This is a genomic window from Paenarthrobacter sp. E2MeOHC11 (genome assembly GCF_058744955.1).
The window spans coordinates 1,977,912-1,992,786 of sequence record NZ_CP196673.1 but is presented as its reverse complement, the minus strand read 5'-3'; the positions used below and the strand labels follow the sequence as shown (position 1 = coordinate 1,992,786).

The window sequence follows — 14,875 nt, the reverse complement described above, 5'->3', positions numbered from 1 at the left end:
CCACCGTGGAAACTTTTACAAAGACCCCTGGATGGCTGGACTGGTACAGCAACCCGTCCACGCCGCGTTTCCAGCTTCCCGCCGGAGCTGTGGACGCCCACTGCCACGTCTTCGGTCCGGGGGAGGAGTTCCCGTTCGCCCCGGAACGGAAGTACACCCCCTGTGACGGCGGTAAAGAGGATCTTTTTGCGCTCCGGGACCACCTCGGCATCAGCCGGAATGTGATTGTTCAGGCAACCTGCCACGGTGCTAACAACAGCGCCATGGTGGATGCCGTCCAGGCCGCCGGCGGCCGGGCACGCGGTATCGCCACCGTCCGGCCCGACATTTCCGATGCCGAACTCAACCGTCTGCACAGGGCGGGGGTGCGCGGCGTTCGATTCAACTTCCTGAAACGACTGGTCAGTTCCGCACCCCAGGAAGATCTGGCCACCATTGCCAGGAAGATCGCCCCTCTGGGTTGGCACGTGGTCATCTACTTTGAGGGCGAAGACTTGGAAGGACTCGAGGGATTTTTCGGTTCCCTCCCAACCCCTTTGGTGGTGGACCACATGGGGCGGCCGAATGTCACCAAACCCGTGGACGGTCCGGAGTTCAGCCGATTCCTGAGGTTCGTTGACCAGAACAATGTTTGGGTCAAAGTCAGCTGCCCGGAACGTCTCAGCGTCAGCGGTCCTCCCGCCCTGGACGGCGAACAACATGCGTACGCCGACGCCGTTCCCTTCGGGCGGAAAGTCATTGAAGAATTCCCGGACCGAACCCTCTGGGGCACGGACTGGCCACACCCCAATCTCACCGGCCACATGCCCGATGACGGCCTGCTGGTGGACTACATCCCACAAGTTGCGGTCACACCGGAACAGCAACACAAGCTCCTGGTGGCCAATCCCATGCGGCTCTACTGGCCAGGCGAAGACGCCTAGTCTCCCTCTAGTCCCACACCCCTGAGGATTTCAATGATGCACTCCAACGCGGCTAACCGGCTCGACCGGCTTCCTATCTCCCGCCTGCACAAAATCACGCTCATCGCAGTTGCCTTCGCCTACTTCTTCGAGTTCGCGGACATCAACAGCTTCGCCACTACGGTCCCCAAACTCATCAAGCTCTGGGGCGTCACCATCAACCAGATCGCCTACGTGACGTCATTGTCGTTCGTCGGCATGTTCTTCGGCTCCCTGCTCGCCAGCTGGCTCGCCGACCGATGGGGCCGCAAGAAGGCCCTGGTCATCACCACCGTGTGGTTCTCGGTCTTTTCCTTCGCCGCAGTCTTCGCCTGGGACATCATTTCCCTCGGCGCCTTCCGGGTCCTGACGTCTGCCGGTCTGGCAGCAATGACCGTAGTTGCAGTCATCTACGTCAATGAAATCTTCCCCGCTGCCGTGCGCGGCAAGTACCAGGCCTACGCCATCGTCATCGGCATTTGCGGAACCCCCGCCACGAACCTGATCGCCAGCTTCGTGGTACCCCTCAGCGACTGGTCCTGGCGCCTGGTATACCTCTGGGGAGCCATGGGCATCGTCTTCATCCTCTTTAGTCGACACCTCAAAGAATCACCCCGCTGGTACGAGAGCAAAGGTCAGTTCGACAAAGCTCACGCCGTATTAACGGAGATGGAAGCCCAGATCACCGCCGAAAAAGGAACGCTGCCAGAACCGGCCCCGGCTCCAGCGCTCACGGCCCCTGCCAAATCCAAGCCCAAGGCACCCCTGAAGCTCCTTCTCCAGAAGAAGTACCTCGGCCCCACCATTCTCCTGACCGTTCTGTGGGTAACCCAGACCATCGGGTTCTTCGGCTACTCCAGTTGGGCACCCACACTCCTTGCCCAGGAAGGATTCAGCGTCAGCGACTCCATCTTCTACGTCGCCCTGACCACCGTCGGCGCCCCACTGGGCTCCTATCTGGCCTCTTTGGTCACGGACCGCTTTGAACGCAAATGGTGCCTCGTGGTCTTCGGAACCACCATCGCCATCTGCGGCCTCTTCTACGGCCTCACGTTCAACCCGATCCTCATCGTAGTCTTCGGTTTCCTCGTGAACCTCTTCGAACGCGGCTACACAGCACTCGCCTACGCCTACTCGCCCGAAGTCTTCGACACCGCCGGACGCTCACTAGGCACAGGAGTTTCCTACGGGCTCGGACGCCTCTCCAACGCTGCAGGACCGCTGATTATCGCAGGACTCTACACAGGAAGCGGCTACCAAAGCGTCTTCTTCTTCATAGCCGGCACATGGCTGTTCGGAGCCATCGTCCTGGCCCTGTTCGGACCTAAAACACGCCCGAAAGCGATTGTAAGAAGCACGTCGGCCGAATTAACTATCCAGGCACCCTCCGGAAACAATCCCTGACCAGGCTTGCACAAACATAGCTGTCGACGGCGCGGGTTCCCGCCGTCGACAGCTATGAGCGCCTCGAAACCACCGACTTCTACTCCTGTGGATTAACGCCGAAAACGGACGAAACATCGCGTCGATGCTACCTAGGCCACCGCCCCGGGAGAGCCCATGGCCGACGTCACACAGAGCTGCATGAGGCCCTTCCGGCGTGGAGGTTAGGTGCCCGCGCGGCTGCGAGCCTAGCCTAGAACCATGGCCAACAAGGGTAAGCAGGATTCGACCGCGCGCACATCAGCGCCGGCGAAGGGTGCTGCCCCAGCGAAAAAGCGCCGGCCGAGCCCCGCAGTGTACCGCCGTCGTCGGCAGGTGGTCTTTGGCGCCCTGCTGCTGGTCCTCGCATTGGTGATCGGCGGAGTCGTGGCACTCACCGGCGCACTGGCCGGGAACCCGGAACCGCAGGCCGTCAGCACCCCTGATGCCTCAACGGTGCCCACGCAGGGGAGCGGACCGACGGGAACAGCGGCGGCATCGCCGTCGCCCACGCCGGTGTGCGACTTCAACCTGATGACCGTCGCCGCCAAGACTGACAAGCCCGCCTACGGCCCTGAGGAAAAGCCGCTGCTGACCATGACCATCACCAACGGCGGCACAGCCCCGTGCGAGGTCAACGTGGGCACCTCTCAAATGGAGTACCTGCTGATGAGCGGCTCGGATCGCATCTTCTCGTCAAAGGACTGCCAGACGGGCGGCGAGGATCTCATCAAGACCATCCAGCCCGGCAAGAGCGAGACCGCAAACTTTCCATGGCAGCGCAACCGGACGCTTGAAGGCTGCGCCTCGATCTCCGCCACTCCGGGCGCGGGCGGTGCCTACTACTCGTTCGAAGCGCGGCTCGGGAATAAGGCGAGTCCCAAAGTTGCGTTCCAGCTGAGCTAGGTTTCGTTTGAACTGACGCCCGACGGCGGCGGTTGGCTTTAGAGGAAACGGTCCAGCAGGCTCGCCTCGGCCATGCGGCTCAAGCCTTCGCGGACTGTACGGGCTCGTTGATCGCCGATTCCGTCCACGGTCATGAGGTCATCAATGGTGGCTGCCATGAGGTTCTGGAGCCCACCGAAGTAGTCCACCAAACGGTCTGCCACTGCCTTGGGAACGGACTTGAGACCGGACAGCAGGCGGTAGCCCCGCGGCTGGACCACTGCGTCCAACTGCTCAACCCCGCCAGCGAAGCCAATGATGTGGGCAATACGGCTGAGGTCGATCAGTTCCGTCGGTCCAAGGTTGAGGAGCGCCTGGACGGCTTCCTCTATTTCCTCAGGCGAGGCGTCCGGGTCCGAGTAGTCGCGGATGATGACGTCGCTGCCGGGCCCTCGGCCCATGGTGAGTTCTTCCACCTGGAGGGAAAGGAGCCGGCCGTCTTCGCCAAGTTCCAGCACGTACTGGGCGATTTCCTCGGAGATGCGCCGGACCATTTCCTGGCGCTGGAGAGTGACTGCCACGTCCCGGACGGTAACGAGGGCTTCAATTTCGAGGGCTGAGAGGGAACTGGTGACCTGGTCCAGCCTGGCGCTGTACCGCTCGAGGGTTGCCAAGGCCTGGTTGGCGCGGGCAAGGACCTTCTCGGACCCCTCCAGCACGTGGCGCAGGCCGTTCACGTAGAGCGCGATGATTTGCATGGACTGACTGACGGAGATCACGGGAACGCCGGTCTGGATGGCCACCCGCTCAGCCGTGCGGTGCCTGGTGCCCGATTCCTGGGTTTCGATGCTTGAATCCGGGACCAACTGGACTGCGGCGCGGACGATGTTGCTGGCGTCCTTGTCACAGATGATGGCGCCGTCCATCTTGGCCAGCTCACGCAGGCGTGTGGGCGAGAAGTCGATGCCGATATCGAATCCGCCCGAACAGATGGAGTCGATGGTGCGGTCGTAGCCCAACACGATCAGGGCGCCGGTCCGTCCGCGGAGGATGCGTTCCAGGCCATCACGCAACGGAGTTCCGGGTGCGACTCTGGCCAGGGTCGCCTTAAGCGACTCTTCCGGGCTCCGGGCCATAGGGTTTCCCTTCGAAGGTGCAAGCCACGGCTCACAGACAAGCTGAATCCGGCGTCAGCGGGCACTCACAAAAAATGCCCCAAAGACGACAAGCACCATGATAGGGCTTCCGGGCACCGTTAACCGCACCAGCAAGCCGCAAAGTGGGTCATTTCGTTATCTTCGGGGATGCCCGGAAAGTGGTTTGGCGGCCAATCGCCGGGACCCCCATTTCCGCTGATCAGCCGCCTGCCGCCTAGATCCGGCCGCGCCCAAGTCCAGTCAGCAAAGCTCCTCCCGCCTCGCGCCAAAACCCGTGGCTTCCCGGTCCAGCCGCCTTGTTCTCCAGGTATTTAATCCAATCGCGGTACTCGGTAATGTCCCGTCCTTCTGCCGCCGCCACGGCATCACAGGCAAAGCCGACGCCTTTGCTGCCATCGTCCAGCGTGATGGAACCCAGCAGCATGGGTTCCGGCAGTTCAGCAAGAAATGATCCAAGCCCGGCCTCTGAAAGCAGCCACCTCTCGGCCACGAGCCCGGCCCCGTGTTCAGATCGAGCCACGCCGGGCTTAGGAGGGGTGGTTTCCAAGGCCACCATTCGGTACCGGGCCGCAGTGACTACCCGCCCGTCCCAGAAAGCCCCGCGCCGCTCAAGTTCAGCCGCCAGCGGCTGCCCCTTCCGGTGCGCCCCCACCACGACGAGGGGAACGACGGCGGCTCCCGCAGCAACCGGCCACGGAACCTTGCGGCCGGGCGACGTGGCGGGTGCGGCTCCGGCTGCGACCAACTCCGGATTCTCCGGGGTCAGTTCAATACGCCGCGCGATGTCCGCGGCCACCCCGTCCTCGAAGGTCCGGGCAACCACAGTCAGGCCGAACTGCGCGATGCTGCTTGTTTCGCCCACGCCGCCTGTTTCGGTGACGGTACCCGCCGGTACCGCAACGGCACTGAGATCGAAGAGGTTGCAGAAATTGGTATAGGTACCCATCCGGGAATTGACCCCCACGGGATCGGCTGCGACCTCTGCCAGCGTCGGATGGAACGGTGCCGTGGGAACTATCAGCGCATCGAAACCGTCCAACCGCTCCATGGCCTGGTGCTTGAGATGCTCCAACGCCGCCGTGTCCGCCACGTACTGGTGCGCAGGGACCGTGCCTGCAGCCTTGATGATGCCGGCCACCGTTGCGTCGAGCGTTGCGGACACCCCGCCGGCTTGCACCTGGTCAATGAAGCTGCCGACGGCGGCGTAGCGTTCGGCCACCAATCCGCCGTCGTACAGCAGCCGTGCGGCCTCCAGGAAAACGTCAAGTTCGATGGGCTCGGCCACCACCCCGGTGGACCGCAACCGCTCAATCTGCTCCTGGAACTCGGCCGCCCAGGCGTCCGGGAGTGCCGGCAGAGCGGCCGGATAGGCCACCCGCGGCGTGGACGGCGCCGCAACCTTGGCGTCTGCAGGCCAGGGGCGGCCCTGCCCGGCCATGATGCCCATGGCGAGCTCCGCAGTGGCGAGGTCGCGGGCGAAGATGGTTGCCGTATCCCAGGAACGGCATGCCGGGACCACACCTTCGGTGGACACCACGCCCAGGGTGGGTTTGATCCCCACGATTCCCTGCAGCGCGGCGGGAATCCTGCCCGAACCCGCAGTGTCCGTGCCGATGGCAATGTCCACAAGGCCCAAGGCCACCGCCACGGCAGATCCTGAACTTGAGCCGCCGGAGATCCTCCCGGGACGCCTCGCATCACGGACGGCTCCATACGGGCTGCGCGTTCCGACCAAGCCAGTGGCGAACTGGTCCAGATTGGTGGCCCCCAGCACCAGGGCGCCCGCAGCGCGGAGCCGCGCAACCGGCACCGCATCCCGGGCGGGTGCATCCCCAAAGCCGGGGCACGCCGCCGTCGTGACCAAACCGGCAACATCCACGTTGTTCTTCACGGCGAGCAGGAGGCCGGCAAGCGGCAGGTTCTCACCGGCCGCCACGGCGGCGTCAATCCGGGCCGCCTCTTCCATCAGTTCGGCCCGCCCCCGCAGGTGGATCCAGATTTCAGGACGGTCGACGGCGTCAATCGCCTTAAGCGCGGCGAGGACGCGTTCCACGGTGGGCCCGCTCATGATGCGCTTCCTTCCAGCACAAGTGCGGGTTCCCGGACGTCCACGGGCTCCAGGACCACCAGTGCTTCGCCTGCCACCACTTGGGCGCCGGCCATGGGCAGGACCCGTTGGACCACGCCATCTACCGGAGCCTGGATGACCGTCTCCATCTTCATCGCTTCCAGGGAGACCAGCGGCTGGCCGGCGACCACGAGGTCCCCGGGTTCCACGTCCACTTTCCAGACGCTGGCCGCGAACGGCGACGTCACCAAAGTGCCGCCGTCGGGCACTACGACGTCGTCGGCCGGTGGGGCCAGTGAAACGGCTTGTTCGGCACGGTCGAACTCGCCGGCCTCCTCCCAAGCCTGGCGCTCCACGGCGAAAGCGGCCGACTGGGTCTCGCGGAACTCTGCAACGGACACGCTGTTGCGGTCCAGGAATTCCTCATGCTCGGCCAGCGAGAACGTGCCGTCCTGGATCTCTACGCCACGGCCGCGGCCCGCAGCCATGTCTGCGCGGAGGTCCAGGAGCTCCTCGGGGCTGACGGGGTACCAGGAAATGCGGTCGAAGAACCGGAGCAGCCACGGGGAGCCTGGTTCAAACGGCGCCGAATCCGCGTACCGCGACCAAACCTGGGTGGTGCGGCCCACGAACTGGTAGCCGCCGGGTCCCTCCATGCCGTAAATGCACATGTAGGCCCCGCCGATGCCCACGGCGTTCTCAGGGGTCCACGTGCGGGCGGGGTTGTACTTGGTGGTGACCAGCCGGTGCCGCGGATCCAATGGGGTTGCCACCGGTGCTCCGAGGTACACGTCGCCCAGGCCCAGGACGAGGTACTCGGCGTTGAAGACGGTATCGAAGACGTCGTTGACGGAGTCCAGGCCGTTGATGCGGCGGATGAACTCGATGTTCCACGGGCACCACGGGGCGTCGTCGCGGACACCGGCCATGTAGCGCTCGATTGCCTCGCGGGTGGCGGGATCGTCCCAGGACAAGGGGAGACGGACGCTGCGGCTGGGTACCACCAACTCCGAGCTCGCTGGGAGCGAAGCGTCCACCTCGCGCACCAGGCCCAACAGCTTCGAGGTGGGCAGGACGGAAGGATCGGCCTTGATCTGCAGGGAACGGATGCCCGGGGTCAGATCCACGATGCCCCGGACTGCGAGGCGTTCAAGTTCCTGGTGGAGGGCGTGGACGCGGGCGCGCAGGCCCAGGTCCAGCACCATGTCGCCGTACTCCACCAACAGGTTGTCATCACCGGAGCGTCGGTAGGTGACCGCAGGCCGTCCGTCGCCTTCGGGCACCCGGCCCAGCACGCCGTCGTCGCCATCTCCGCGAAGTAGTCCGGTAGTGCCGGACGCAATGCCTGTACTGAAGTCGGCACTGCCCGGGAGTATCAGTTGCCGCGCGGCGCCGAGTTCCTTGACAGAGGGCGCCTCGACGGAACGGATGGGCACAAAGCGGACCTTGTCACCAGGCCGCAATTGCCCCAGCTTCCAGCGCTCGCCGGTCACCACCGTTACCGGGCAGACGAAACCGCCCAGGCTGGGACCATCAGGGCCCAGGAGAATGGGGGTGTCGCCGGTGAAGTCCAAGGCACCTACCGAATAGGCGGTGTCGTGGATGTTGGAGGGGTGCAGCCCGGCCTCTCCGCCATCGTTGCGTGCCCAGCGCGGTTTGGGGCCGATCAGGCGGACGCCGGTGCGGGCCGAGTTGAAGTGGACCTCGTATTCGGTGGCGTACAGTTCCTCGATGTCTTCGCGTTGGAAGAATTCCGGTGCACCGTGTGGCCCCTCCACCACTTTCAGCTGCCATTCCGAGGTGAGTGCCGGGCGGCTCTCTGCCGGAACCGCGCCGGGGACGGTCTCAGGCAGGTGACCGGTGACCGTGCGGAGCACATCGCTGGCCCGCAGCACGCGGCCGCCGTGGCCACCGAACTGGCCCAACGTGAAGGTGGACGCGCTGCCGAGGTACTGGGGAACGTCAAGCCCGCCTTCAAAGAGAATGTAACCTCGCAGCCCGGATCCGTCAGCCGATCCGACATCCAGAAGGCCGTTGTCGGGCACGGTGATGGGCTCCCAGGCGTTTGCCGCGATGCCGTTGACAGTCACGGCGACGTCGGCGCCGGTGACGCACACCGTGGTGGCGTGGGTGAAACGGAGAGCCGGGCCGGCCATGGTGAATTCCAGGCCGGGTGCTCCCTCTGGATTGCCCAGTGCGGTGTTGCCAAGCCGGAACGACAAATCATCCATGGGGCCGCTGGGCGGGGCGCCGATCTGCCACAGCCCGGTCCGGCCAGGCCAGTCCTGCACGCTGGTCTGGAGGCCTGGCCGTTCAACGGTAATCCGAGGTTCAGGGTCGCCCACGGTGTTGAGGGTTCCGGTGGAATGCTGTGCCGTACGGACCACGTCCATCCCGGCAACGGCACGCAGCATGCCCAGGTTGGTCTCGATGCCATCGATGCGGGTCTCCGCCAGCGCAGCGGCCAGGGCGTCGAAAGCGGCGTCACGGCTGGTGCCGGACGTGATGACCTTGCCCAGCAGGGGATCGTAGCTGGTGGAGACTTCGCTGCCGGTCTCCACCCAGGCGTCAATGCGTACGACGTCGGAGCCCGGGTACTGCGCGTTGGTAACCGTTCCGGCGCTGGGCTGGAAGTTCCGGGCAGGGTCTTCTGCATAGATGCGGGCTTCCACAGCGTGGCCTGAGACGGGCACGCTGTCCGGCACACCATCAAGCACGGGCTCCTGCTGGGCCAGATTCAGCATCCACTCCACCAAGTCCACGCCGGTGATGGCCTCGGTGACTGGGTGCTCAACTTGCAGCCGTGCATTGACTTCCAGGAAGGATGCTTCCTGGCGGACGGAATCGTAGACGAACTCCACCGTTCCGGCCGAGCGGTAGCCCACGGAGGCGCAGAGCGCGCGGGAGCTTCGGTGCAGTTCCTCCCTTAACGCATCAGGGAGGTCCGGTGCGGGGGCTTCCTCAAGCACTTTCTGGTGGCGGCGTTGCAGCGAGCAGTCACGGTCGCCGAGGCTCACCACGCGGCCCTCGCCGTCGCCGAACACCTGGACTTCCACATGGCGTGCATGTTCGATGAAGCGTTCGGCAAAGACGCCGGCCGTTCCAAAGCTGGAACTGGCCAGGCGGGCCACCCGGGAGTAGTTCTCGCGGAGCCCGGCTTCGTCGCGGCAGACGGCCATGCCGATGCCGCCGCCACCGCCGGTTGCCTTGAGCATGAGCGGGAAACCGATGGTTTCCGATGCTGCCACGGCTTCGTCCAGGTCCTCCAGGAGGCCGGATCCGGCGATCATGGGAACGCCGGCGCGTTGCGCGGCATCGCGGGCCGTGTGCTTGGTCCCGAAAATCCGGAGCTGGTCCGGGGTGGGGCCTACAAAGACCAGGCCGGCCGCTTCAACAGCTTCCGCGAAGGCTGCGTCTTCGGACAGGAACCCGTAGCCAGGGTGGATGGCTCCGGCCCCGGTGGAAGCTGCCGCACTGAGGATGGCGTCGATCTTGAGATACGACTCCTTGGCCGGTGCAGGTCCCAGGAGGACGGCCTCGTCAGCGAGCTTTACATGCTTGGCGCCGCGGTCCGCTTCGGAAAAGACGGCGACGGTGCGGAGCCCGGCCTTGCGGGCGGACTCGATGATCCTGCAGGCGATCTCGCCGCGGTTGGCAATGAGGAGGGTGTCGAAACGGTTCATGCGCGGGCCTCCGGACGTGTGACGATCATGCGCACCGGCGTGGGGTTGAAGCCGTTGCAGGGGTTGTTTATTTGGGGGCAGTTGGATACGAGCACCAGGGTGTCCACCTCGGCGCGGAGTGCTACGCGCTTGCCCGGAGCGGACAACCCGTCCACGATGCCCAGCGCGCCGTCGGGATCCACCGGCACGTTCATGAACCAGTTGATGTTGGACACCAGGTCCTTCTTTCCGAGGTCCCACTTGGCGCCCTCAATGAGGAAGTTCTCAACGCAGGCGTGCTGTTCATGGGTGTGCTGGCCGTAGCGGAGCGTGTTGGATTCCTGGGAGCAGGCGCCGCCGATGGTGTCGTGGACACCAACTTCGTCCGCCACCACTGTCATGAGTGCCTGGCCGCTGTCGGCGCGGAGGACCGAGCCAGTGGTGAGGAAGATGCTGCCCTGGGTTGCGATGGTCACGGCGGCCGAGTACCGGGTGCTGGTGTCTTTGGCCGCGTAGAGAATGCAGTCCACGGCCTGGTTGCCGTCGTGGTCCACGATGGTGAGCACGTCTCCGGCCTCAACCACGGCCGACCACGGGCCGCAGGCTTCCACCAGTTCGTCCAGTACGGCGCGGCCAGGGACCAGTGCGGGGCTGACTTCTGTGATGGCGTTCATGCGGAGGTCCTTGCGTTGTAGTCGAGTTCTGTGTTGTGGAGGGCCAGACGCCCCTCTGGGCCGAGGTCCACGTTGAGGGTTCCGTCCACCAGGGCTTGGAGGTCCTGCGGCGCCTGCCACGCGACGATGTCCACGGCGCTTCCCGTGAACTCAGGACGGGGGTCCAACGGGTGGGCGGTATTGGCCAGTACCAGCACTGCGTCCATGTGGAGGAGAAGTTCGACGGCGGCCCCGGCTTCGGCGCTGCCGGCGAACGTGATGCTGCCGTCCACGTCCACGGTGACGCCCTTGAAGAACGACAATGACGGAGGGAGTTCTTTCTGGCTGATGCCATGCTTCATGCCACCAAGGGTCAACAGTTCACGGCCGGCCGGTGATGGGCTGTGCGCTGACCCGGCACCGTACTTGGCGGTGTTTCCGGCCAGATGGGTGGTGCCGGTGAGGGCATCGTGGTTGCCGGACGAGTCGGCCACTACAGTGGCCATCAGCCGCCCGGCGTCGGACAGCAGGGGGTGGCCGGTGGTCAAGTACGCCTGCCAGGGGACCTTGACCGTGTCCGCGACGTTGAGCCGCTCGTGCTGTGCGCCGCTCCGGATGAGGACAGCGTGAACACAGGCATCGCCGTCGAGGTCTGTGATCCTGATGCGCGTCCCGCGGGCCAGTTCCAGATGGGTGTAGCGGCCAAAGGCCAGTGTCTCGGCCCAGGTCAACGCGGTCTTTGCCTCCGAAGGGAGGCTCTCCGTCAACCGGGCCGGAGCGGAAGCGGGCGGGACATGGATCATGGTCTCCGCTGCCCGGCCATGCTGGGCCCGGGCGTGCAACCTGGCGCCTGACGTGGTGGCGGTTCCGTTTTCAGTAGTCCGTGTTTCGAGAATCTGTGTCATGGCATTCATTTCTGTGCTTGAGCGGGATGGTGGTGCGGCGGGTCAGCCGGCAGGGTTGGCGGGGTCCAATGCGTCTGCCGCTTTGTTCTGCCGGACCCGGAGGTTCCTCCGGACCCAGATGCCCAGGAGCAGGACGGCGCCAACCATGATGGGGGCGGAGAAGAGAAGGATTCCGTGTTCGCCGGAGGGGTCATACACCTCGGGGCGGGGCCATGACAGGTTGATGACCATCAGGGCGCCGTACAGGACGGCCAGGACGTTGACGGGCAGGCCCCAACGGCCCAAGGAGAACAGTCCCGCCGGCATGGTCTGGCCCACCCGGCCCCAGTCACCCCGGAAGCGGCTGAGCAGTTGAGGGACCGTGACCATCAGGTACGCCAGGTACACCATCACGATGCACACACTGCAGAGAGTGGTGAAGAGTGCGGAGTTGCCGATATTGATGGCGAGGATCCCCACCGCCAAGGCGCCGATCGCGATGGAGGGCCACATGGGGGTTCCACGTTTGGGGTGGACCTTCGCGAGCCGGGCCGAGGCAGGCAGCTTGCCGTCGCGGGCCATGGAGAACACCAGGCGCGAACCGGCCGTCTGGATGGCCAGGGTGCAGACAAAGATGGCGATTGCCACGTCCACCAGCAGCACCTTGCCCCAGAACGTGCCCAAAACGGCCGTCAGCACGTAGGGGAGTCCCTCGGTGGCGAGCCTGCCGTCGTCGAGGCTTGGCGCTGCCATGAGGGCAGCGATAATCATCAGCCCGCCGCCAACACCTGAGATGATCAACGCCGACAAGATGGTGCGTGGTGCGGTCTTGCGGGGGTTCTTGGTTTCCTCCGAGAGTTCGCCGGCTGAGTTGAAGCCGACCATCACGTACGCGGCCATCAGGCCGGAGACCAGGAAGGCGCCCACGGCACCAAGGTCCGAGGTAGTGACCACACTGACGTCTGCTACCACCTCCGGGCCACGCTGCGCGGCTGAGAACAAGGCGAGAATCACCGCAGCGACGCCCACAATCTCGCAGGTAACACCAATGGAGTTCACATGGGACATGAGCCTCACGCCGAGGCAGTTGATCACAGTGGTGATCACCAGGAGTATGGCTCCAAGGATCACTGCGTTGGCCGCGCCCGTGGGGGATGCCAGGGAGGGGTCGCCGCCCACCACCTGGAATCCGTCCCACAGCTGGGGGAGGACCACCTGGAGGGCGATGGCAGCTGCGGCAGCTGTGATCACCTGGGCGATTGCCATGAACCAGCCGGCGAACCATCCCACCACTTCGCCACCCATGCGCCGCGACCACTGATAGACGGCGCCGGACAATGGGTATCGGGCGGCGAGTTCGGCGAAGTTCAGGGCTACCAGGAGCTGGCCCACCAGAACCACGGGCCAGGTCCAAAAGAAGGCCGGGCCGGCGAAGGAGTAGCCGAAAGCGAAGAGCTGAAAGATGGTGGTGAGGATGGAGACGAACGAAAAACCTGCGGCGAACGATGCGTAGCGGCCCAGCTTGCGGTGCAGGGTGGGCTGGTAGCCGAGGGCTGTCAGGTCTGCGTCGTCAGTGCGGCTGGCCGTCGTCGAAAGGGTGGAAGTCATCGGGTTCTCCGTGTCTGGAACGGGATAGGGGACCAGCCCGGAGAGGTTTCTGATGACCCGTCCGGAATATCGGTCACTTGATAGTTTTCCAGCGCGGTGTCCCCGCAGCGTTTCGCCGATGTAAAGCCTTGGTTACCGTGCGTTTCGGGGAGGTAAAGGAAATCTCACCGTCGGCTCAGCAGGCCGTGAACGGCTCCTTTGGCGGTGCTGCGATGCAAGAATGAAAGGGTGAGTACAGTCGGACCGGGACGCCCCCGCAAGCAGCAAGCGGTACGACGGGGAGCCACAGCCCGCGACGAAATCCTGGATGCGGCAGCCGAGCTCTTTACGGGCCAAGGATTCGCCAACACGTCCACGCGTGCCATCGCTGACGCCGTCGGAATCCGGCAGTCATCGCTGTATCACCACTTCTCCACCAAGGACGAGATCCTGGGCGAGCTTCTTGGCGGGACGGTGTCCACCAGCCTGGACTTCGCCCGTGCGGTGCACGGCCACCCGGAGGAAGCCGGGCGTGGCCCGGTTGCCGCCGCAGCGCGGCTGCATGCGGTGGTGCTGTTCGACGGTTCGCAGCTCTGCAGTTCCCGCTGGAACCTCGGCGTGCTGTACCACCTTCCGGAGGCCAGGGCGGAGGTCTTCCAGCCGTTCATGGACGCCCGGACGGAACTTCGGACCATTTACGCTGACTTGGGGCGGGAACTGACGGCGGTGGCGGACTCGGACGCCAGCCTCGGAGATACGGCCTTCCGACTGGTGGAGTCCTTGATCAACCTCCGCGCGGACGGACTGATCTCAGCAGACTCGGCGTCCACTACGGCCGACACCGTGATGTTCCTCGCGGGACTCAGGCACGAACTTCCGGCAGTGAGGGCCACCAGTGGAGAACTCATCGGCCGGTTTGGAGCGGCGCCTGAGCCGGCGCTCGCAGCGAAGAGCGCCTAGTAGTCCACTTGCCGCTTCAGCTTGTTCCCAAGCCACAGCATTGCCAAGCTCACCACGAGGAAGCCAACGGAGATGGCGAGTGCAAAGATGATCACGCCGCCCCAGCCGCCGGCGCGTGAGGGGTCGATGAACCAGTACGGGTACCAGTTGACGAAGGCTCCCCGGATCAGGCTGTAGACGAGGTAGCCGATGGGATAGAGCAGCCAGTACCAAATGTGCTTGGGCTGCAGGGTGGCCAGCGGAGGCTGGAAGAGCCAGTCCGCCACCATCACTACGGGGATCAGGTAGTGCACCACGAAGTTGACCCACGGCAGCAGCGAACCGAGGTCTTCGCCCGCCAATAGTGCGCCAAAAACAAGGCCCACCACGGCCATGGCGATGGTGGCTGAGCCACGGGTGACATCGTCGATTTCGCTGGGGCGCTTGCGGATCAGGACCCTGTACCCGCTGATGAGGAGCACCAGCGCGGCAAAGATATTGGACAGATTGGTGAAGTAGCTGAAGAAGTTCCAGAGGTCATAGCCCATGCCCAGATGAACTGTCAGCTGTGTCCCCACCGCCACCAAGGTCAAAAGGCCAAAGAAAAAGCGTCCCCCGATAAGCACAGTTCTCTTGGTCATGACCCAATCCTTGCCGAAACCGCAGCTCAGAGCCGC

At 64.6% G+C, this 14,875-nt stretch carries 11 protein-coding genes; 4 read left to right on the top strand and 7 right to left on the bottom strand.

The features are described 5' to 3' along the window. Nucleotides 1-5 precede the first annotated feature (5 nt). From ACSSVG_RS09210 to ACSSVG_RS09200, 3 genes are all read left to right on the top strand, one after another. Nucleotides 6-923, top strand: a complete 918-nt coding sequence (locus tag ACSSVG_RS09210) for an amidohydrolase family protein (RefSeq protein WP_492418545.1) — start codon at nt 6-8, stop codon at nt 921-923. A 33-nt stretch (nt 924-956) separates the two neighbouring features. Continuing rightward, nucleotides 957-2,345 (top strand): MFS transporter, encoded by a 1,389-nt coding sequence (locus tag ACSSVG_RS09205; RefSeq protein ID WP_024819017.1) that lies wholly within the window; start codon nt 957-959, stop codon nt 2,343-2,345. Nucleotides 2,346-2,585: 240 nt separating this feature from the next. Then, a complete protein-coding gene (locus ACSSVG_RS09200) occupies nt 2,586-3,269 on the top strand; it encodes a hypothetical protein (RefSeq protein WP_024819018.1) in 684 nt (227 codons plus the stop codon). 38 nt (nt 3,270-3,307) lie between these two features. On the opposite strand, the gene disA is transcribed toward ACSSVG_RS09200, so the two are convergent. From disA to ACSSVG_RS09170, 6 genes are all read right to left on the bottom strand, one after another. After that, nucleotides 3,308-4,384 carry a DNA integrity scanning diadenylate cyclase DisA gene (gene disA / locus ACSSVG_RS09195; RefSeq protein WP_231339680.1) on the bottom strand — a complete coding sequence of 359 codons (1,077 nt, stop codon included), beginning with the start codon at nt 4,382-4,384 and terminating at the stop codon, nt 3,308-3,310. A 235-nt stretch (nt 4,385-4,619) separates the two neighbouring features. Beyond that, nucleotides 4,620-6,473 (bottom strand): allophanate hydrolase, encoded by a 1,854-nt coding sequence (gene atzF, locus ACSSVG_RS09190; protein WP_492418542.1) that lies wholly within the window; start codon nt 6,471-6,473, stop codon nt 4,620-4,622. After that, entirely contained in the window at nt 6,470-10,156 is a 3,687-nt protein-coding gene (gene uca, locus ACSSVG_RS09185; protein WP_492418540.1) for an urea carboxylase, read from the bottom strand. The genes atzF and uca overlap by 4 nt, the downstream gene beginning before the upstream one ends. Then, nucleotides 10,153-10,809: an urea amidolyase associated protein UAAP2 gene (locus ACSSVG_RS09180; RefSeq protein ID WP_492418538.1), complete on the bottom strand. Its 657-nt coding sequence runs from the start codon at nt 10,807-10,809 to the stop codon at nt 10,153-10,155. Before ACSSVG_RS09180 ends, uca begins: the two co-directional genes overlap by 4 nt. Beyond that, nucleotides 10,806-11,693: an urea amidolyase associated protein UAAP1 gene (locus ACSSVG_RS09175; protein ID WP_492418537.1), complete on the bottom strand. Its 888-nt coding sequence runs from the start codon at nt 11,691-11,693 to the stop codon at nt 10,806-10,808. Before ACSSVG_RS09175 ends, ACSSVG_RS09180 begins: the two co-directional genes overlap by 4 nt. A 42-nt stretch (nt 11,694-11,735) precedes the next feature. After that, the gene (locus ACSSVG_RS09170; protein ID WP_492418535.1) at nt 11,736-13,280 is read right to left on the bottom strand and encodes an amino acid permease; all 1,545 of its coding nucleotides are present in this window, start codon (nt 13,278-13,280) and stop codon (nt 11,736-11,738) included. Nucleotides 13,281-13,508: 228 nt separating this feature from the next. On the opposite strand from ACSSVG_RS09170, the gene ACSSVG_RS09165 reads away from it, so the two are divergent. After that, complete coding sequence (locus ACSSVG_RS09165) at nt 13,509-14,219, top strand: TetR/AcrR family transcriptional regulator (protein ID WP_492418533.1); 711 nt, start codon at nt 13,509-13,511, stop codon at nt 14,217-14,219. Here the strand turns inward: ACSSVG_RS09165 and ACSSVG_RS09160 are convergent. Beyond that, the gene (locus ACSSVG_RS09160; RefSeq protein ID WP_231339673.1) at nt 14,216-14,839 is read right to left on the bottom strand and encodes a Pr6Pr family membrane protein; all 624 of its coding nucleotides are present in this window, start codon (nt 14,837-14,839) and stop codon (nt 14,216-14,218) included. The genes ACSSVG_RS09165 and ACSSVG_RS09160 overlap by 4 nt on opposite strands. Nucleotides 14,840-14,875 lie beyond the last annotated feature (36 nt).